This is a genomic window from Algoriphagus sp. (genome assembly GCF_013373065.1).
Lineage (GTDB): Bacteria > Bacteroidota > Bacteroidia > Cytophagales > Cyclobacteriaceae > Algoriphagus.
Genome location: NZ_JABXIN010000012.1, coordinates 126,629 through 144,931 on the forward strand (window position 1 = coordinate 126,629; position 18,303 = coordinate 144,931).

Sequence of the window (18,303 nt, forward strand, 5' to 3'; positions counted from 1 at the left end):
GTTTTTAAATGGATTTCAACTTGAAATTTAAAAAAAGCAACAGAGATAAGCACCCAAACGATCTACCATTTACAAAAAAGGTGGTGAAATTTTATTTTGAAAGTCCTTGATTTTGCTCCAGTTGAACCTTAGAAAAATAAAAGCGATATTTCAAATTCTTATCACCAGTCCCAGAAACCTTGAACCCATGATCAAACGCCTCTCCCTAACTAGCCTAATCCTGAGTTTTCTAATTCTTGCCTCCTGCAAAGAAGAACAGCGACTCCAATTAAAAAAAGATGCTCATATCACATTAATTGGGGGAAATCTCGCTTCAAGAATGATGGAATTCGGCTGGTTTGAGACAGAGATGCATCTTCGATATCCTGATAGCACCTTGTTTATCAGAAATATGGCAGATCCAGGAGACACACCTGGTTTTCGTCCACGTTCTGCCACCAATGATCCCTGGGCTTTCCCTGGCGCGGAGGCTTTTCAAGATGAATATGCCACGAATTCAAATTCTGAAGGCTTTTTTGAAAAACCAGATGAATGGCTTACAAGATTGCAGGCAGATGTGGTAGTTGGATTTTTTGGATTCAGCGAATCGTTTCAAGGAAAAGAAAAACTTGAAACCTTCAAAGATGAATTAGAAGCTTGGGTGATTCATTCCAAAGCTCAAAAATACAATGGGCAAACAGCTCCTCAATTGGCCTTGGTATCTCCCATTGCCATGGAGGACATCTCTGATATTATAGATGTACCCAGTGGAGAAACTCAAAACGAAAACATCCGACTCTACACCAAAGCGATGGAGGAAGTCGCCAAAAAGCATGAGTTGGTTTTTGTGGACGCTTTCTCAGCAAGTCAAAAATGGTATGAATCCACAGCTGAACCCTTAACAATCGATGGATCGCAGCTAACCGAAGAAGGGTATCAAAAATTTGCTCAATTGTTAGCAGATGAACTTTTCGGAGAAGTTGATCAAAAAGCTTCGAGTCAAAAAGAAGCGGTTCATCAGGCCGTTCAAGAGAAAAACTGGATGTGGCATAATGATTACAAAATCCCTAATGGAGTCCATGTTTTTGGAAGACGCTATGATCCTTTTGGACCGGATAATTATCCTTATGAATTAGAAAAAATCCGTCAACTCACCGCAAATCGGGACGCTGCCATTTGGGCTGCCGCGCAAGGAGAGGATTATGATTTAGCTGCAGCTGATGCCAAAACACGGGAACTTCCAGATGTAGAGACCAACTACAATCCGCAAGCAAATGGGAGTTTGGAATACAAGTATGGAGAAGAGGCTTTAGCTAGTTTAAGAGTACCGGAAGGATATAAAATCGAACTCTTTGCTTCAGAAGAAGACTTTCCCGATCTGGCCAATCCGGTTCAACTTTCCTTTGACAACAAGGGACGGCTTTGGGTCGCTACGATGCCCAGCTATCCGCACTACAAGCCTGGAGATCCCAAGCCTTCGGATAAACTCATTATTCTGGAAGATACTGACAAGGATGGTAAAGCAGATAAGCAGACCATTTTTGCCGATAACCTCCACCTCCCTGTTGGCTTTGAGATCGCTGCAGAGGGAGTGTATGTTTCCCAGCTTCCTAACTTAGTACTTCTACAGGATAAAGATGGAGATGACCGGGCTGATCAAGAGACCATTTTGCTTTCAGGTTTTGATGACCATGACACCCACCATGCAATTTCTGCCTATACCACCGATGAATCCGGAGCTATTTACATGGCAGAAGGGGTCTTTTTGCATACCAATGTAGAAACTTCCTATGGACCTGTACGAGCTACAAATGGAGGATTCTACCGCTATGAACCTAAACGACATAAACTGGAACGAGTCAATCAAGTGTCCATTCCAAATCCATGGGGAATTGCCTTCGATGACTGGGGACAAAACTTCTATCTAGAAACCTCCGGTCCAAATCTCAACTGGATGCTTCCGGGTTCGGTCTTACCACGCTACGGAAATGCTAATTTCAAAGGACCCAATTTGGTAGAGCAAGAACAGATGGTCCGTCCGACATCAGGCTTGGAATTCGTTTCCAGCCGTCACTTTCCGGATGAGGTGCAAGGGGATATTCTATTGAACAATACCATTGGTTTTTTGGGAACCAAGCAGCACCGAATGATGGAAGACACCGTCGGATTCAAAACTGAATTTCGACAGGATTTGGTGAGTTCTACGGATCGAAATTTCAGACCGGTGGATTTGGAGTTTGCTCCTGATGGTTCCTTATACATTGTGGATTGGCACAATATCCTGATTGGCCACATGCAACACAATGCCCGAGATCCACTTCGAGACCATGTCCATGGCCGAATTTATCGGGTCACTTATCCTTCCCGCCCTTTGGTGACACCCGCCAAAATTGATGGTGCAAGTATTCCTGGATTATTAGAAAACCTAAAACTTCCAGAATACAGAACCCGCTACAGAACCCGAAGAGAATTACGAGGAAGAGATGCAGGCGAGGTATATGAGGAAGTTGAAAAATGGGTGGCAAATCTTGACCCAAATGATCCAAACTATGATCATCAGCGACTCGAAGCCCTATGGGTAACTTGGGGGATCAACAAGGTTAATCAAGACTTACTTCGGGAATTATTGAATTCAAAAGATCACCGTGTTAGGGCGGCTTCAGTTCGAGTTTTAAGATATACGGGGCATCAGGTAAAAGATCAGACCGAGTTAATGATGAAAGCAGCGACAGATCCGCATGGAAGAGTCCGAATGGAAGTAATCGCAGCTTCTTCGTGGTTACCACAAGAGGACGGAGTAAAAGTGTTGGCTGAAGTCGAAAAACAACCAAAAGATGCAACTTGGATTCCGAGAACCTTGGAAACGGCTATAGCACATATCAATGGCCTTTCTGTGGAAGAGAAAAAAGAAGAGGACATTAAATCCAGTCTGACGGGTTCTGATCGGGAATTATTTGTTATAGGTAAAGAAATTTATGCCCGTGATGGATTCTGTGGCACTTGTCACCAATTGGATGGAAGAGGGCTGACGGCCTCTCAGTTCCCACCACTAAGGGGGACAAATTGGGTGACTGGTAATCAAGAACGATTAATCAAAATTGTCTTGAAGGGAATTATGGGTGAAATAGAAGTGAATGGCCGCGTATATCCAGGACAGGTTCCAATGACTCCTTACGAAGGCATGCTAAATGATACCGAAATTGCTGCAGTACTTACATATGTGCGTAATTCATTCGGAAATCAGGCTTCACCGATTTCTCCTGAGTTGGTTAAACAAGTACGGGAAGAAGTGAAGGATAAAAAAGGATTTTGGAGTGCAGAAGAACTGCTAAAAATGCATCCGATGGAAAAATAAAAGGTACTTTATTTTAAAACCTAAACCAATCCCTAACTATTTGCTCTGATGATCCTTCGCATTCTTTTCTTCTTGGCTTTCCTTTTCTTGATTGACTGGTACTCCTTCCAGGCTTTCAAGGCTTCATTTCCTGCTAATTTCTGGGTCAAGCTAATTTTCTGGATATTTTCCATTACGGTTTACCTCTTTATCACTTACTCCATCTTGACTTTCAATAATAGAGGGGTGAGCAATCCCAGCTTTGGGAGAATGGCCTCTCTGCTCATACTTTCATTGATCCCAAAACTGATAATTCTAACTTTTCTTTTTGGGGAGGACATCCTCCGTTTTTCAACAGGAATATTTCAATCCTTTTCGGGAAACCGGGAAGGAGATTTTTTGCCTGACCGGCGAAAATTCATCAGTCAAACAGCCTTGCTTCTTTCGGCTATTCCTTTTGTAGGAATTCTCCATGGCGTTTTGATAGGGAAATACCGCTACCGAGTGGTTAAACACACCTTGGAATTCGATGATCTCCCTGAGGAATTCGACGGTTTTACGATCACCCAAATTTCGGACATTCACTCTGGAAGTTTTGATGATAAAAAGAAACTTGAATACGGAGTTGACCTGATTAACCAACAAGGCTCGGATGTGATTCTCTTTACCGGAGACTTGGTCAACAACCGGTCTGAGGAAATGGAACCCTGGATCGAAACCTTCAAAAAGCTCCATGCCCCGATGGGCAAATTTTCCATCTTGGGAAATCATGACTATGGAGACTACATGGCTTGGCCGAGTCAGGAGGCAAAAGCAGCAAACATGCAACGCCTTTTCCAAATACAGGAAGAACTGGGGTTCAAGCTTCTCCGAAATGAAAATATTCAACTCCAAAAAGGGAATTCAAGCATTGACCTGATTGGAGTGGAAAATTGGGGAAAAGGATTTGCCCAATATGGTGATTTGGCGAAAGCTGCAGCCAAACTTTCCCGAGAGAGCTTCAAAATTCTGATGAGTCACGATCCTTCCCATTTTGACGAGGAAGTAAAGTCTTTTGCTCACCATATTCACCTCACCCTTAGCGGACATACCCATGGGATGCAGTTTGGGATAGAAATCCCTGGATTCATCAAATGGAGCCCTGCCTCACTACGCTACCCCAAATGGGCAGGATTATACGAAGAGCTTGGCCGCTACCTTCATGTCAACCGTGGCTTCGGATTTTTAGCATTTCCGGGAAGAGTCGGTATTTGGCCTGAAATTACGGTGCTGAGGTTGAAGAGGAAATAACTATTTATTATTCTTTCTAAATCCTGTTTTTAGGAGTATACCTTGTGAGAAAACCAATAAGACCATTGCAATTGCAGTGAAGTTAGGGACACTTTTTGCCTCATTAAGCCAAAGACCGCTATACCAAATGGAAACACCTCCTTTTACCAAAGCAACGAGAATTATAAAAAGATGAAAATAAAATCGGGGTTTGCCCATTGATTAAAAATTATTTATGAACTAATAAAGCACAATACACACTAAAAAAACAACCCCCTCGAGAATTTCTTCTCGAGGGGGTTGCTTTCAGACTTTACTATTCAGCTTTCTGAATTATTTCAAATTTTTATAGCGGATTCTTTTTGGCGTCACATCGCCCAACCGCTTCTTCTTGTTTTCCTCGTAATCGGTGAAGTTACCTTCAAACCAATATACTTGGGAATCACCTTCGAAAGCTAAGATGTGGGTACAGATACGATCCAGGAACCATCGGTCGTGGGAGATGATCACCGCACAGCCACCGAAATTTTCCAAAGCCTCTTCCAATGCTCGAAGTGTATTTACATCCAAATCGTTGGTAGGTTCGTCCAAAAGCAAGAGGTTTCCTCCTTCTTTCAAGGTCAAGGCCAAATGCACGCGGTTCCTTTCCCCTCCGGAAAGGACACCCACTTTTTTCTCTTGGTCTGATCCTGCAAAGTTGAACTTGGAAACATAAGCCCGGGAATTCACTTCCTTATTGCCCAGTTTCATCAATTCATTTCCTTCTGATATGGTCTGATAAACCGTTTTATTCGGATCCAAATGATCATGCTCCTGATCCACATAAGCAAGCTTCACCGTCTCACCCACTTCAAAATGACCAGAATCCGGTTTTTCCTGCCCTGTAATTAACTTGAAAAGGGTGGTTTTACCAGCACCATTGGGGCCGATAATTCCGACGATACCACCTTGTGGGAGCGAAAAGCTCAAATCTTCAAACAACAACTTATCGCCGTAGGCCTTCGAAACATGGTTGGCCTCTATCACCTTCGCACCTAAACGGGGACCCGGTGGAATGAAGAGTTCCAGTTTTGCTTCTTTTTCTTTTGCCTCTTCCCCTACCAATTTATCATAGGCATTCAAACGCGCCTTTCCTTTGGATTGTCGAGCCTTTGGAGACATGCGTATCCACTCCAATTCTCGCTCCAAGGTCTTCTGACGCTTGGATTCGGTCTTTTCTTCCTGCTTCAGTCGTTGCTGCTTTTGATCCAACCAAGAGGAATAATTTCCTTTCCAAGGAATACCCTCTCCCCGATCCAATTCCAGAATCCATCCTGCCACATTATCCAAGAAATAGCGATCGTGAGTCACCGCGATAACCGTTCCTTTATACTGTTGTAAATGTTGCTCAAGCCAAAGTACAGACTCCGCATCCAAGTGGTTGGTAGGTTCGTCCAATAGCAAGACGTCCGGTTCTTGAAGCAATAACCGACAAAGGGCAACTCTTCGTTTTTCACCCCCAGAAAGATTTCCAACGATGGCGTCACTTGGTGGAAGTCTCAAGGCATCCATCGCCTTATCCAACATCACATCCAGTTCCCATGCATTGGCTGCATCGAGTTTTTCCTGCACCTCACCTTGTCGCTCAATCAATTTATTCATCGCATCCGGATCATCCATCAAGGCCGGATCCATGAATTTTTCGTTGATTTCTTCAAACTCTTTTAGCAGATTAACTGTGTCAGCCACAGCTTCTTCGACCACTTCTTTCACCGTCTTGTTGGGATCAAGCTGGGGTTCTTGCTCCAACATTCCTACGGTATAACCCGGTGAGAAAACGACTTCTCCTTGATATTCCTTGTCTACTCCTGCAATGATCCGAAGGAGCGAGGATTTACCGGAACCATTAAGACCCAAAACACCAATTTTGGCTCCGTAGAAAAATGAGAGGTAGATATCTTTTAGTACTTTTTTCTGTGGCGGGTAAATTTTGGATACCCCGGCCATGGAAAAGATGATTTTTTCTGCACTCATGCGATGAATTTTTCCTGGAAATTTGCGTTAAAAAGCAAAGATGCAAAAAAAGCCCTTTCTTAGGATAAGTGCTTTTGAATTAATTAATTTGCGGAAAATTGAAAACGACCACCTATAACCTACTGTAGTGCGATGGACCATCCATATGGATACATTAAGGATAATAAAGTTTTTCTAAAGGGGTTTTTAGGAAAACCTGACCGGGAAATCGGCGAAGTGAAGGAAGATGAAGCTTCTACCATCGCTTATTTTGAAGACCGCTTTGCCCAAATCAAGGAGAAAGTTGAAAAACTGAAACAAGACATTCAGGAGAATCAAAACAAAGGTTCTTTCCTGATGAAACTGATCCACCTTCGAGATTCTTTGTATGAATCGGACGCGCTTGGTGATTTTGTGCCTTTGATTGAAGAACTCAATCAGCAGGAAAACTACCTAAACGAAATCATCCAAAGTAACCGGGCCAAAAACTTGGAAATCAAAAAAGCGTTGATTCAGGAAGCCGAAGCCAAAAAAGACGATACAGACTGGAAAGAAACCACAGAGTTTTATAAAGATCTCAAAATGCGCTGGATCAAAACCGGACCAGTTGAAAAAGAAATCCAGGAGGAAATCGAGGCCCAGTTTAACGACGCCGTCCAGCATTTCTTCGAAAATCGTAGACATTACTTTGAAGGAATGGCCCTTCAGGCGGAAGAAAATATAAAGGTTTATGAAGCCTTGGTTGTACAAGCCCGAGAGGCACATGATCTTCCTGATGCTAAGATGGCCTTTGAAATCAGCAAGAGAATTCAAAAGGAGTGGAAAGCAGCCGGAAAAGTACCTGCCGAAAAACGACAACCGCTTTGGGATGAATTTTCCCGCTTAAACAACCGAATCTTTTCCCGTTACAAGCGCACCTTGAATACAGGTCCGCAAATGCATCCTCGGGAAGTCATGAAAAAGGTGGAAACTTTGACGGAGGAAATCAAAAAACTGGCAGCTAAGGAAACCAGCCCAGAACTAATCCAACGAGCTAAAGAAATCCAACAAGAATGGCGAAAACTCCCTCCTCGGAAGCCGAAAGACGCCAATCTTTTGGCGCGTTCTTTTCAGTTCTTCTCTGATATAGTTTTTGAAAAAGCTTTCTTGGATAAATTAATCCATAATAAATACACTGATTTTGACAGCAAATCCCCTCAGGAGCAACTTCAAATTCGAACAGCGCTATTGAGAGATTTACTTCACCGAGATCAGACTGAATATGAGACCGCCCAAGACAACTCAGGGAACTTCCGAGTTCAAACCGGAGACTTTGAAATCATGATGAAGAAAAAATTATTTGGGCTTAAGCGAAAAGTAGATGTAAAAAATCACATCTTAAAGCAACTTTCTCAGAAATAATGAGTACAAGCATACATATTTGAAAAAAAAGATAATTTTGCACCCTTTATAATCCGGAACACTTTAAATCGAATACTATGTACTGGACACTAGAATTAGCATCCTACTTGGAAGACGCTCCTTGGCCAGCAACCAAAGACGAGTTGATCGACTACGCTATCCGCTCAGGAGCACCACTTGAAGTGGTCGAAAACCTCCAAGAGTTGGAAGACGATGGAGAACCTTATGAAACCATCGAAGAAATTTGGCCGGATTATCCGACCAAGGACGATTTCTTCTTTAATGAGGACGAATATTAATTGAAAGCCCCTTCTTGGGGCTTTTTGTCTTTTTGGGCTAAAGCCCGAGCACTTGTCTTAACCGACTATATCCTGTCTTGCTGACGGGAAGTTTTTGCCCGCTTTTTAAAAATACCAAATAGCTATCCCGCTCATAGGGCTCAATTCGAGTTATTTCATTCAAATTCAGCATATAGGATCGATGAATCCTCGCAAACTTTTCGGGAGAAACTGCATCTTCCAATGCTTTCATCGTCATTTTTTTAAGATAGGTACCCGATTCCGTTACAATTCGGATGTAATCATCAGCAGCCTCGAAATAACTTACCTGGTCAATAGGAATAATCTTAATTTCATTTTTAACCCGAACGACCAAACGCTGTCCCTTATCCGCTAATTCTGAAATGGAAGCATTTTCCTTTGCTTCTCCTGCTGCATATTTTTCCAAAAATCGATCGATTGCCTGTTGAAAGCGCTGCTTGGAAAAAGGCTTGAGTAAATAATCAATGGCTTTCGCATCAAAAGCTGCCAAAGCATACTGATCAAAAGCGGTGGTAAAAATCACCTCTGGTGGATTATCCAGTAATTCTAGCATTTCAAAACCTGTAATCTTAGGCATTTGTACATCTAAAAAAATCAAATCGGGATTATACTGGTGAATGGCCTTAAATCCCTCAAATCCATCATGACAAATAGCGGCGATTTCAAATCGCTCATCATCTTTTAAAAATTCCTGAACCACACTGGCAGCCAAAGGCTCATCGTCAATAATGATGGTTTTGATCATTTCGGTTGGGGTATTTTCAAATTTACAGAAAAATCACTCCCCTCTTTTTGAGTGGTTAGCAGATCATTCCTTCCAAAAAGAAGATAAAGTCTCCTTCGCAAAGAACTCAATCCAAAACCAGTACCTTTTTGAGAAGGGGTTTCCGGATCAAAGGGATTGTCAATCTGAATGACCAAATAGTGTTGATCTTTCTTTGAACTTAGGTGGATTTTAACTTCACCAGTCACTCCATAAAGCCCATGTTTGATCGCATTTTCTAAAAGAGGTTGAATCAATAATTGAGGGATTTTGAGTTTTTCAGAATCGGGTGAAATTTCAAATAAAACCTCCAACCGATGTCCAAAACGTACCCGTTCAATTTCCAGATACATCTGAAGGTATTCCAACTCTTCTTTTAAAGATGTCCAAGCCTTTAAATCTTTCCGAATGGTCCCTCGAAGAAAATCCGAAAGCATGACAACCATTTCTCGGGCCCGCTCGGGCTGACTCATCACCAAGGCACTGATGGAATTCAAGCTATTGAATAAAAAATGTGGTTGAAGCTGTTGCCTTAGCTGCGAAAGTTCGGCTTCTTTACTCAATTCCATCATGTGCAATTCCCGATTTTTTGTTTCCTCCTGTTGCTCCAATCTTGACATGACCACTGCCAATAAGGTAATCATCATGGCAGCCAAGGCTAAAATTGCCCAACGGAGGTAAAAATGCTGCCCGAGGAATTCGAGGTATTCAAGATCATCTGCAAAAGCAAAAGCTGAAGAAAAGCGATGGAGCAAAACCACCAAGAATGACAGGATTAAGGGAAGAATAAAAAGCAGAATCATATTCCCACTCTTGGGATTATAGAAGGTGAAAATCCGATCCAGTACGGTCACCATCCCAACAAAAAGAAGTGTAAAAATCCCAGCATCAATCAATGCTTGAAAGGTTTCGATTTCATAATTCCTCAAGATCAAAAAAGTACCAAGGAACCAGACTAGGCCGGCTCCTTGGATAATCCAATAGTATTTCTTGGTGGATCGAAAGGCTCTTGAGAACACAGTTCTTGAGATTTGATTGATGGAAATTCGTTAAAATGATTTGATTTCCAAACCTCCAAAGAAGACCGTGCCTCGGAGTACAAGTACTTTATCGGCATCTACTTCAGATTGACGATAGATTCGTTTGTCTTCTACTCCGGCTGCTACATTGGTGACTTCCACACGTACATCCCAATGAGGGGGAACGATAATCTTCATCCCTCCAAAAATCACATCCACTTGTAAATTGATTAACCCAGAAAAATCCGCTTGAGTCAAATCCAAATCCACTCCCCCAAATGCTGCAGTCAGTTTTCCTCCTTGGAAATTTTTAGATAGAACCCGTTTGTTTACCCCGCTGAAAACCGCATCAATGTTAATTCGATCTGAGAAACTTGTTCCTGAAACTCCTGAAATGGGAGGTTTCTGTGATGTTTCTGCTGAATTAGCTCCTTGAGAACTGTCCGAGGAATCTCCTCTGCTTCCAGCAGAATCAGAGGATTTGAAGCTTTTATTCCGGATTTGATCCTGAATATTGTCCATTATCCGCTTTTCCTTTTGCTTCTGGGTAATGAGATAAATCCCCAGAATAATAAGACCGATTGGTAGAATGTAGCGTTCGATTCCAAAGTTCAAATCAAATTCCCTATCAAAGAGGAAATAGACACCGATAAAGAGCATAATCCCTCCAAAAAGAGATCGGAATTGATGTTTTACTGACACGACCAATCCGATTGCAATCAAGATCATTGGCCAGCTGAGTAACCAATCGGGAAAGAAAATACCAAGCTTTCGAAGAAGCAGGAGAACACCTAAGCCTAAGATGATAACCCCGAAGATTAAGCCTCCGTCACTGCTGTTATTGGGTTTAGAATAATTTGCCATCGCTTTTTATGATTTGAATGATGCTCAAATGTAGCATGGCTTATTCTCATCAAATAAAAGCTTTCGACAGCCTATCAAAAAAGTCGGCGAATGCGGAGAAAAAGTCGGTGAAATTGCATGAAAATTTTACCGACTCTTTATTTTTTGAATTAAGAACTCCGCATAATCCATGTCTTCAGGTGTGGTGATTTTGATATTTTCAGGGTTTCCTGGAATCAAAGTTACCTGCCAACCTTGATGCTCATAAACCGTAGCATCATCAGTGAATTGAGGCAATTCGGTTACCCCAAATGCTTTTCTGATTTTTTGAATATCAAATGTTTGTGGGGTTTGAACAAGGCGAAAATATTGGCGCTCTTGATAGAAACTCCGGTCATCGTCAGTCAATTTCCGAATGGAATCCTTTAATGCCACTACCGCAACAGCACTTCCTGTTTCAGCAGCTTTTTCAAAGCTTTCTTGAATGACACTTTCTTGCACGAAAGGCCTGACACCATCATGAATAGCCACCACTCCTTCAGTAAAAGAAATTGAAGAGATACCATTCTTCACAGATTGAAATCTTGAATTTCCACCGGCAACAACCCGGTGTGGAATAGAAAAATCATGCTCTTCACATAATTTCCGCCATAATTCGAAATCATCTTGGGGGATCACCAAAATCAACTCCATTTCTGGATCCACGTGATAAAAAACAGAAAGGGTATGCATCAAAATGGGCATCCCCCCAATGGGAAGGTATTGCTTTGACAAAGGGCCACCCATTCGAGTCCCCCTTCCTCCTGCTACCAAGACTGCTGCTTTTTGCATTTTCTATTTTTTGAAAAAGTAGTTTCTTTCTACTCTTATTTTGTGATCAATACCGGGTAAAAATAAAAAAGCTCCTCGAAAGGAGCCTTTTGTTTAAAGTATTAACATCGCATCTCCATAGGAGAAAAAGCGGTATTTTTCTTTGATTGCTTCTTTGTAAGCTTTCATGATCAAATCATAGCCTCCAAATGCAGCTGCCGTCATCAATAAAGTAGACTCTGGTAAGTGGAAATTGGTAATCAGCGCATTGGCTATTTTGAATTCGTAAGGCGGAATGATGAATTTATCAGTCCATCCGCTGGAAGCTTTCAAATGATTGCTTGCAGTAACTGAAGATTCTACTGTTTTAAGCACTGTAGTTCCCACTGCTACTACCCGCTTTTTATTATCCAATGCCTCATTGACCAATTCAACGGTTTTCTCAGGAATATCATAATTCTCAGAGTCCATCTTATGCTTGGTCAAGTCTTCTACGTCTACTTGTCGAAAAGTTCCTAAACCCACATGAAGAGTAATCGGAGTCACTTCAATTCCTTTTAACTCCAAGCGCTTCAATAGATGAGGAGTAAAATGCAAACCAGCAGTAGGTGCGGCAACAGCGCCAACGTTCTTTGCGAAAACGGTTTGATAACGCTCCCGATCTTCAGGCTCAACTTTACGATCGATGATTTCTTTTAATAGTGGAGTTTCCCCCAAGGTATCGATTGCCTTGTAAAACTCTTCCTGCGTTCCGTCAAAAAGGAATCGGATAGTTCTACCTCTAGAGGTAGTGTTGTCAATCACTTCAGCAACCAAATCGGAATCTCCGAAGTACAACTTATTTCCTACACGAATTTTACGAGCTGGGTCAACCAAAACATCCCAAAGTCTCAATTCAGGGTTCAATTCCCGAAGCAAGAAAACTTCAATCTCAGCACCTGTTTTTTCTTTATTTCCATACAATCGAGCCGGAAACACCTTCGTGTCGTTGGTTACGAAAACGTCCCCTTCATCGAAGTATTCAAGAATATCCTTAAACATGCGATGTTCGAACTCTCCTGTTTTCCGGTGAACAACCATGAGTCTGGATTCATCCCGGTTTTCTGTTGGATAAAGTGCAACAAGTTTCTTTGGTACGTCAAATTTGAAATCTGATAATTTCATAGAGAAGCGTTAGGTGTATGGGGTATAATTTTTTTATTAGAATTACTCTAAAAAGCGCAAAGTTAAGAATATAATATCCAAATTCCGCTAACTTTATAGATTGATTTAACCAACTATTCCCCGCCATGCTCTTTTTGAGACTTTCTTGGGAGAGCCTCCGATTTGCTCTCAATGCCCTGAAATCCAATCTAACCCGCACTATTTTGTCTTTATTGGGGGTTACAGTCGGGATTTTTGCAATCATAGCTGTCTTTACTTTGGTTGATTCCCTTGAAAACAACATCAAGTCTTCTTTTTCTTTTTTGGGAACAAATGTCATCCGAGTAGACAAATTTCCGTTTCAATCAGGCCCTCCGGGAAATTTTCCCTGGTGGAAATACTTCCGTCGACCGAATAACACGGTTGAAGAATATGAGTTTTTGAAAAATAGACTTACAACTGCTGAAGGAATTACCATTGCAGCTTCGGCAAATACGACGGTGGCTGCAGGAAGTAATGCTTATCAAGGCGTCTCGTTAACAGGAGCCTTTGAAGATTATGGTGACGTATATGATGTTCCGATCGAAGAAGGTCGATTTTTTAACGGAAATGAAATAAAAGCAGCTAGAAACTTGGCTGTCATCGGTAAAAAAATCGCCAATACTCTTTTCCCGAATCAATCAGCAGTAGGAAAAGAATTCAAAATCAAGGGGCTGAAATTTGTAGTCGTTGGGATTTTTGAAGAAGAAGGAAGTGGCGTATTGGATTTGCCTTCCAAAGATGAGGCCTGCCTGATTCCTTACCCGGCTTTCACCAAATTGTTCAATACGGGAAAAAACGGGATCAACCCAACCATTGCTGCTAAGGGAAAAGAAGAGGATGTAGGTCTAGTTGCGATCGAAAATGAAATGATCGGTTTGCTTAGAGCTAAACGGGCACTCAAACCTACAGAGGACGATTCTTTCTCGCTTAATAAAACTGAATTCCTTCAAAACGCCATTGGATCCGTATTCGATGTAATTTCTACCGCAGGATGGGTAATTGGAGGCTTCTCCATTTTGGTAGGAGGTTTTGGTATCGCCAATATCATGTTTGTATCCGTTCGGGAGCGAACCAACATTATCGGTATTCAAAAATCGCTGGGTGCAAAAAATTATTTTATCCTTTTTCAATTCCTCTTTGAGGCAGTTTGTCTGAGCTTGATTGGGGGAGGAACAGGAATAATACTCGTTTACTTTTTGAGTTTTATCCAACTCGGAAGTTTAGATCTTATTTTATCATTTGGGAATATTATTTTGGGAATCGGCGTGTCTTCCATCATCGGAGTAGTATCTGGTATCGTCCCCGCAACCCTTGCTGCAAGAATGGATCCAGTGGAAGCGATTCGTACCGCCTAAAAACAAAAGGTGTTAAAACAAAAAAGGAAAGCATTTCAAATTTGCTTTCCTTTTTTGTTATCAATCAAACACACCCCATTAATCCATATCTGGAGTAGGGTCAACAGGTAGTAATCCTGCCGCAGCTTTAATTTTCGTTTCTAGCTCCTCCATTAATTCAGGATTATCAAGCAATAGATTTTTCACAGCATCCCGGCCTTGTCCCAATTTCTCTCCATTGTATGAGAACCAAGATCCGGCTTTTTTAATGATGTCAAATTCCACTCCCAAATCAATCACCTCACCGACTTTGGAAATCCCCTGACCATACATGATGTCAAATTCCACCACTTTAAAAGGAGGAGCAACTTTATTTTTTACCACCTTCACTCGCGTACGGTTTCCAGTTACATTATCGGCACTCTCTTTGATTTGGCCGATCCGTCGGATATCCAATCGAACAGAAGCGTAGAATTTCAAGGCATTACCACCTGTGGTAGTCTCAGGGTTGCCAAACATCACTCCGATTTTCTCCCGAAGCTGGTTGATGAAGATACAAGCACATCCGGTTTTATTTATTGCGCCAGTCAGCTTTCTCAAAGCCTGGGACATGAGCCTAGCCTGAAGACCCATTTTACTTTCACCCATTTCACCTTCCAATTCCCCTTTAGGAACCAAGGCAGCAACCGAGTCAATTACGATGATGTCAATTGCTCCAGATCGGATTAGGTGCTCAGCAATTTCCAAAGCCTGCTCCCCATTGTCCGGCTGGGAGATCAAAAGATTTTCAGTATCAATACCTAGTTTTTCAGCATACACTTTATCAAAGGCATGTTCCGCGTCAATAAAAGCCGCCAAACCACCTGCCTTTTGCGCTTCTGCAATACAATGCATGGTCAAGGTAGTCTTACCGGATGACTCTGGACCATATATTTCAATGACTCTTCCTCTCGGAATCCCTCCTACTCCCAGGGCCATATCCAAACCTAGCGAACCGGTAGAAATTGCAGGAACATCCTGCACCGTATTATCACTAAGTTTCATCACGGTCCCTTTTCCGTAAGCCTTCTCCAGTTTATCAATGGTAAGTTGGAGGGCTTTTAATTTTTCTGCATTCGTACTCATGAGTCTATGTTTAAAGAATTCTTACGTTAAAGTTAAATCTTGTAAAGGATATGGTCAAAAGAAGTAACCATCTTGATTTCGAGAAGCAAATTCGTATTTTTCGCCACTAATCGGCATGCTTTTTCGTAATCATGTTAAAAATACCAGCTTTTTGTCAGGTATTGTCAATTAATATGAAACAAAGTATCAAAATCTCATTCTTCCTCCTTTTCCTCACGCTTTCCCAACTTTCTTGGGGACAGCAAGAACATCCCTTTACCTATGGAGAAGAATTGGAGTTTGAGGTAAGCTACGGCTGGTTCAATTTGGCGGATGCGAAGATGAAAATCGCTAAAAAGCCCGAAACCATCGAAAATAAACCCCATTATAAAATCGATGTATACGGAAAAACAAAAGGAGCAGCCACCATTTTTGGACGGGTAAACGATAATTGGGGAACTATTTGGGACGTAAATTCTAAATTGCCCTCTGTATCCTACAGACATATTGAAGAAGGAAAATACCGGAAGCATGAAAAGGTATTTTTTGACCAGCAAAAGGAGAAAGCTCGGATGCAACTCTTCGATAAGGAAAACAAAACTCTCAAAGAAGAAAATGAATACCTTCTTCCCGGAAAAGTTCAGGATATCGTCAGCGGGTTTTATTACTTAAGAACCCTTGATTTAAGGAATTTAAAGGTGGGTGATACCGTAAATATCCTCGGATTCTTCGATAAGGAAATATATAACATAAAATTAATCTACGAGGGGCAAGAGCGGATTGACACTGAAATTGGAGAGAAGGACACCTATATTTTTTCACCACAAATCCCAAAGAATAAACTTTTCAGAGGTGATTTTCCTGTAACCGTTTGGGTAACCCAGGATCAAAATAAAATTCCGGTAAAAATTAAGGCAAATTTGTTTCTTGGCTCCTTGAATTTAGAACTGAAATCAGCCAGTGGGCTCCGCTATTAATTTCACACTTCAGTAATTTTAGCTTAACAATTCGGTCAACTAGCTCCCTTTTTGAGGATATTTTTCACGCAATCACAGCTTGAAAAGCTAAAAAAATTGCGTCCCATCCTTAAATATTACTTAATTTTATCCAAATCAATAAGCAAAAATCCCAATGGGCGATAAGCAGAAAATCAAGGTTCTGGTTGTAGATGACGAACCGGATATTGTTGAGATTCTAAAATATAACCTTCAAAAGGAGGGGTATGAGGTTGAAACTGCAGAAGATGGAATCAAAGCAGTCAAGAAAGCTTCTAAATTTTTACCGGATGTGATTCTTTTGGATATCATGATGCCTAATCAGGACGGGGTAGAAACCTGCCGTCAAATCCGGGAAATCCCTGAACTGAAAAACACCTTTGTTATATTCTTAACCGCTCGAATGGAAGAGTACTCGGAAGTAGCTGCTTTTGACGTGGGAGCGGATGACTACATCACCAAACCTATCAAACCACGGGCCTTGATGAGTCGAATTGCGGCACTATTCAGAAGAGAAGCCAAAAAAGAACAAGAGCAGGCCCAAATCAAAATCCGAGATCTAGTCATTGACAGGGGAAGCTACACCATCGAAAAGGCTGGAAAAACCATCACCCTTCCCAAGAAAGAATTTGAACTTTTGTATTTCCTTGCCAAAAACCCTAATATCGTCTACAGTAGAGATGAGCTTCTTCAGAATATTTGGGGAGCGGATGTTTTTGTCTTAGCGAGAACAGTAGACGTACACATCCGAAAAGTCCGCGAAAAAATCGGAGATGACTACATCACTACAGTTAAAGGTGTAGGTTATAAGTTCGATTTGGGTTAATTCATGCTCACTACTTCCCGAGGGATTGCTGTTGTATTGGCCTTGGCCATTTCGGTCTTGGTAGTAGCTTTTTTATCTTTGGTAGATGAGGCATCGACCCTTGTGATACTGGTTGCAGCTGGAGTTGCTTTTTCTACTTCCTACCTCTTAATCTCCATTACCCTTGAATTCCTAGTTTTCCGGGAGATCGGCAACATTTACCAATTGCTGGAGAAAATTCAAAAGAAAGACCTTTCTGAAATTCAGGAGAAGAAAACCAAATCTTCTATTTCTCCCTTGCGGAAAATCAATGCCGTCATCAATTCCTATGCACTTGCCCGACAAAAGGAAATTGAAGCACTTCAGAAAAATGCGGAGTTCAGGAGGGAGTTCATTGCAGACATCTCACATGAATTAAAGACTCCCATTTTCGCAACCCAAGGATATATCCATACGCTTTTGGACGGTGCTATTGACGACAAGCATGTACGGATGAAATTCTTGAAGCGAGCTGCGAAAAGTCTGGACTCCTTGGATAACTTGGTTCAAGACCTCCTAACCCTCAACCAAATGGAAAGCGGGGTGATCAAGTTTGTTTTCGAGGATTTTGACTTAAAAGAATTAATTGATGAGGTAATCGAGGAATTAGAGCATAAGGCCTCCAAGAGAAACGTTACGATCAACTTCAAATACGATCCGGAAAAATCATACATCACCCATGCAGACCGTCAAAAAATCTATCGAGTTTGCCAAAATCTGATCTTCAATGCGGTCAAATACAATCACGAGGAAGGAGAAGTTAAGATTTTATTGAAAGCACAAAAGAATCACATTCAAGTCGATATCAAGGACGATGGCCAAGGTATTCCACCGGAAGACCTGAAACGGATTTTTGAGCGCTTTTATCGGGTCGAGAAAAGCCGAAATAAAAAAGAAGGAGGAACCGGTCTTGGATTGGCTATAGTCAAGCATATCCTGGAAGGTCATAAAAGCAAAATCTCCGTCAGCTCCACCGTAGGCAAAGGGTCAATTTTTAGTTTTTCATTGCCTTTGGTAAAAGCCAATCCACAAGAAGATTCTCAGAAAATAAGTGAGGGAAGTTTGAAATAATGTGAGTTAATTTTTTAACTGTCATTTTCCCTCTAACTTT

Annotated in this window: 15 protein-coding genes; 8 read left to right on the top strand and 7 right to left on the bottom strand. The window is 41.6% G+C overall.

From position 1 onward, the window contains the following. The first annotated feature begins 187 nt into the window (after nt 1-187). Nucleotides 188-3,334, top strand: coding sequence for a PVC-type heme-binding CxxCH protein (locus tag HWE15_RS08635; RefSeq protein ID WP_290507121.1), 3,147 nt, complete (start codon nt 188-190; stop codon nt 3,332-3,334). A 48-nt stretch (nt 3,335-3,382) separates the two neighbouring features. Then, nucleotides 3,383-4,603, top strand: a complete 1,221-nt coding sequence (locus tag HWE15_RS08640; RefSeq protein WP_290507122.1) for a metallophosphoesterase — start codon at nt 3,383-3,385, stop codon at nt 4,601-4,603. A 312-nt stretch (nt 4,604-4,915) separates the two neighbouring features. On the opposite strand, the gene ettA is transcribed toward HWE15_RS08640, so the two are convergent. Further along, a complete protein-coding gene (gene ettA / locus HWE15_RS08645) occupies nt 4,916-6,595 on the bottom strand; it encodes an energy-dependent translational throttle protein EttA (RefSeq protein WP_290507123.1) in 1,680 nt (559 codons plus the stop codon). A gap of 132 nt (nt 6,596-6,727) precedes the next feature. On the opposite strand from ettA, the gene HWE15_RS08650 reads away from it, so the two are divergent. Next, on the top strand, nt 6,728-7,975 hold the full coding sequence (locus HWE15_RS08650) for a DUF349 domain-containing protein (protein ID WP_290507124.1): 1,248 nt from the start codon (nt 6,728-6,730) through the stop codon (nt 7,973-7,975). Between the two features lie 77 nt (nt 7,976-8,052). After that, nucleotides 8,053-8,274, top strand: a complete 222-nt coding sequence (locus HWE15_RS08655) for a DUF2795 domain-containing protein (RefSeq protein ID WP_026952747.1) — start codon at nt 8,053-8,055, stop codon at nt 8,272-8,274. A 37-nt stretch (nt 8,275-8,311) separates the two neighbouring features. Here HWE15_RS08655 and HWE15_RS08660 read toward each other — a convergent pair whose 3' ends face one another. From HWE15_RS08660 to queA, 5 genes are all read right to left on the bottom strand, one after another. Further along, nucleotides 8,312-9,040: a LytTR family transcriptional regulator DNA-binding domain-containing protein gene (locus HWE15_RS08660; protein WP_290507125.1), complete on the bottom strand. Its 729-nt coding sequence runs from the start codon at nt 9,038-9,040 to the stop codon at nt 8,312-8,314. After that, nucleotides 9,037-10,077 carry a sensor histidine kinase gene (locus tag HWE15_RS08665; RefSeq protein WP_290507126.1) on the bottom strand — a complete coding sequence of 347 codons (1,041 nt, stop codon included), beginning with the start codon at nt 10,075-10,077 and terminating at the stop codon, nt 9,037-9,039. The genes HWE15_RS08660 and HWE15_RS08665 overlap by 4 nt, the downstream gene beginning before the upstream one ends. A gap of 30 nt (nt 10,078-10,107) precedes the next feature. Further along, nucleotides 10,108-10,941 (bottom strand): DUF5668 domain-containing protein, encoded by an 834-nt coding sequence (locus HWE15_RS08670; protein WP_290507127.1) that lies wholly within the window; start codon nt 10,939-10,941, stop codon nt 10,108-10,110. A gap of 126 nt (nt 10,942-11,067) precedes the next feature. Next, nucleotides 11,068-11,751, bottom strand: a complete 684-nt coding sequence (locus HWE15_RS08675; protein WP_290507128.1) for a 2-C-methyl-D-erythritol 4-phosphate cytidylyltransferase — start codon at nt 11,749-11,751, stop codon at nt 11,068-11,070. Between the two features lie 93 nt (nt 11,752-11,844). After that, nucleotides 11,845-12,894, bottom strand: a complete 1,050-nt coding sequence (gene queA, locus HWE15_RS08680) for a tRNA preQ1(34) S-adenosylmethionine ribosyltransferase-isomerase QueA (protein WP_290507129.1) — start codon at nt 12,892-12,894, stop codon at nt 11,845-11,847. Nucleotides 12,895-13,019: 125 nt separating this feature from the next. On the opposite strand from queA, the gene HWE15_RS08685 reads away from it, so the two are divergent. Beyond that, nucleotides 13,020-14,270, top strand: a complete 1,251-nt coding sequence (locus HWE15_RS08685) for an ABC transporter permease (RefSeq protein ID WP_290507130.1) — start codon at nt 13,020-13,022, stop codon at nt 14,268-14,270. A gap of 78 nt (nt 14,271-14,348) precedes the next feature. Here the strand turns inward: HWE15_RS08685 and recA are convergent, their stop codons facing one another. Then, nucleotides 14,349-15,374, bottom strand: coding sequence for a recombinase RecA (gene recA, locus HWE15_RS08690; RefSeq protein ID WP_290507131.1), 1,026 nt, complete (start codon nt 15,372-15,374; stop codon nt 14,349-14,351). Between the two features lie 173 nt (nt 15,375-15,547). Here recA and HWE15_RS08695 point away from each other — a divergent pair, with 173 nt between their 5' ends. The 3 genes from HWE15_RS08695 to HWE15_RS08705 all read left to right on the top strand — a co-directional run bounded on the left by HWE15_RS08695 (nt 15,548) and on the right by HWE15_RS08705 (nt 18,263). Beyond that, the gene (locus HWE15_RS08695; protein ID WP_290507132.1) at nt 15,548-16,330 is read left to right on the top strand and encodes a DUF3108 domain-containing protein; all 783 of its coding nucleotides are present in this window, start codon (nt 15,548-15,550) and stop codon (nt 16,328-16,330) included. 154 nt (nt 16,331-16,484) lie between these two features. Then, nucleotides 16,485-17,174, top strand: a complete 690-nt coding sequence (locus HWE15_RS08700) for a response regulator transcription factor (protein ID WP_290507133.1) — start codon at nt 16,485-16,487, stop codon at nt 17,172-17,174. A gap of 3 nt (nt 17,175-17,177) precedes the next feature. Next, complete coding sequence (locus HWE15_RS08705; RefSeq protein WP_290507134.1) at nt 17,178-18,263, top strand: ATP-binding protein; 1,086 nt, start codon at nt 17,178-17,180, stop codon at nt 18,261-18,263. The last annotated feature ends 40 nt before the right edge of the window (nt 18,264-18,303 follow it).

Coding starts and splice junctions, on each gene's coding strand:
- HWE15_RS08635 (WP_290507121.1), top strand. CDS start 188: ATGATCAAACGCCTCTCCCTAACTAGCCTAATCCTGAGTTTTCTAATT.
- HWE15_RS08640 (WP_290507122.1), top strand. CDS start 3,383: ATGATCCTTCGCATTCTTTTCTTCTTGGCTTTCCTTTTCTTGATTGAC.
- ettA (WP_290507123.1), bottom strand. CDS start 6,595: ATGAGTGCAGAAAAAATCATCTTTTCCATGGCCGGGGTATCCAAAATT.
- HWE15_RS08650 (WP_290507124.1), top strand. CDS start 6,728: ATGGACCATCCATATGGATACATTAAGGATAATAAAGTTTTTCTAAAG.
- HWE15_RS08655 (WP_026952747.1), top strand. CDS start 8,053: ATGTACTGGACACTAGAATTAGCATCCTACTTGGAAGACGCTCCTTGG.
- HWE15_RS08660 (WP_290507125.1), bottom strand. CDS start 9,040: ATGATCAAAACCATCATTATTGACGATGAGCCTTTGGCTGCCAGTGTG.
- HWE15_RS08670 (WP_290507127.1), bottom strand. CDS start 10,941: ATGGCAAATTATTCTAAACCCAATAACAGCAGTGACGGAGGCTTAATC.
- HWE15_RS08675 (WP_290507128.1), bottom strand. CDS start 11,751: ATGCAAAAAGCAGCAGTCTTGGTAGCAGGAGGAAGGGGGACTCGAATG.
- queA (WP_290507129.1), bottom strand. CDS start 12,894: ATGAAATTATCAGATTTCAAATTTGACGTACCAAAGAAACTTGTTGCA.
- HWE15_RS08685 (WP_290507130.1), top strand. CDS start 13,020: ATGCTCTTTTTGAGACTTTCTTGGGAGAGCCTCCGATTTGCTCTCAAT.
- recA (WP_290507131.1), bottom strand. CDS start 15,374: ATGAGTACGAATGCAGAAAAATTAAAAGCCCTCCAACTTACCATTGAT.
- HWE15_RS08695 (WP_290507132.1), top strand. CDS start 15,548: ATGAAACAAAGTATCAAAATCTCATTCTTCCTCCTTTTCCTCACGCTT.
- HWE15_RS08700 (WP_290507133.1), top strand. CDS start 16,485: ATGGGCGATAAGCAGAAAATCAAGGTTCTGGTTGTAGATGACGAACCG.
- HWE15_RS08705 (WP_290507134.1), top strand. CDS start 17,178: ATGCTCACTACTTCCCGAGGGATTGCTGTTGTATTGGCCTTGGCCATT.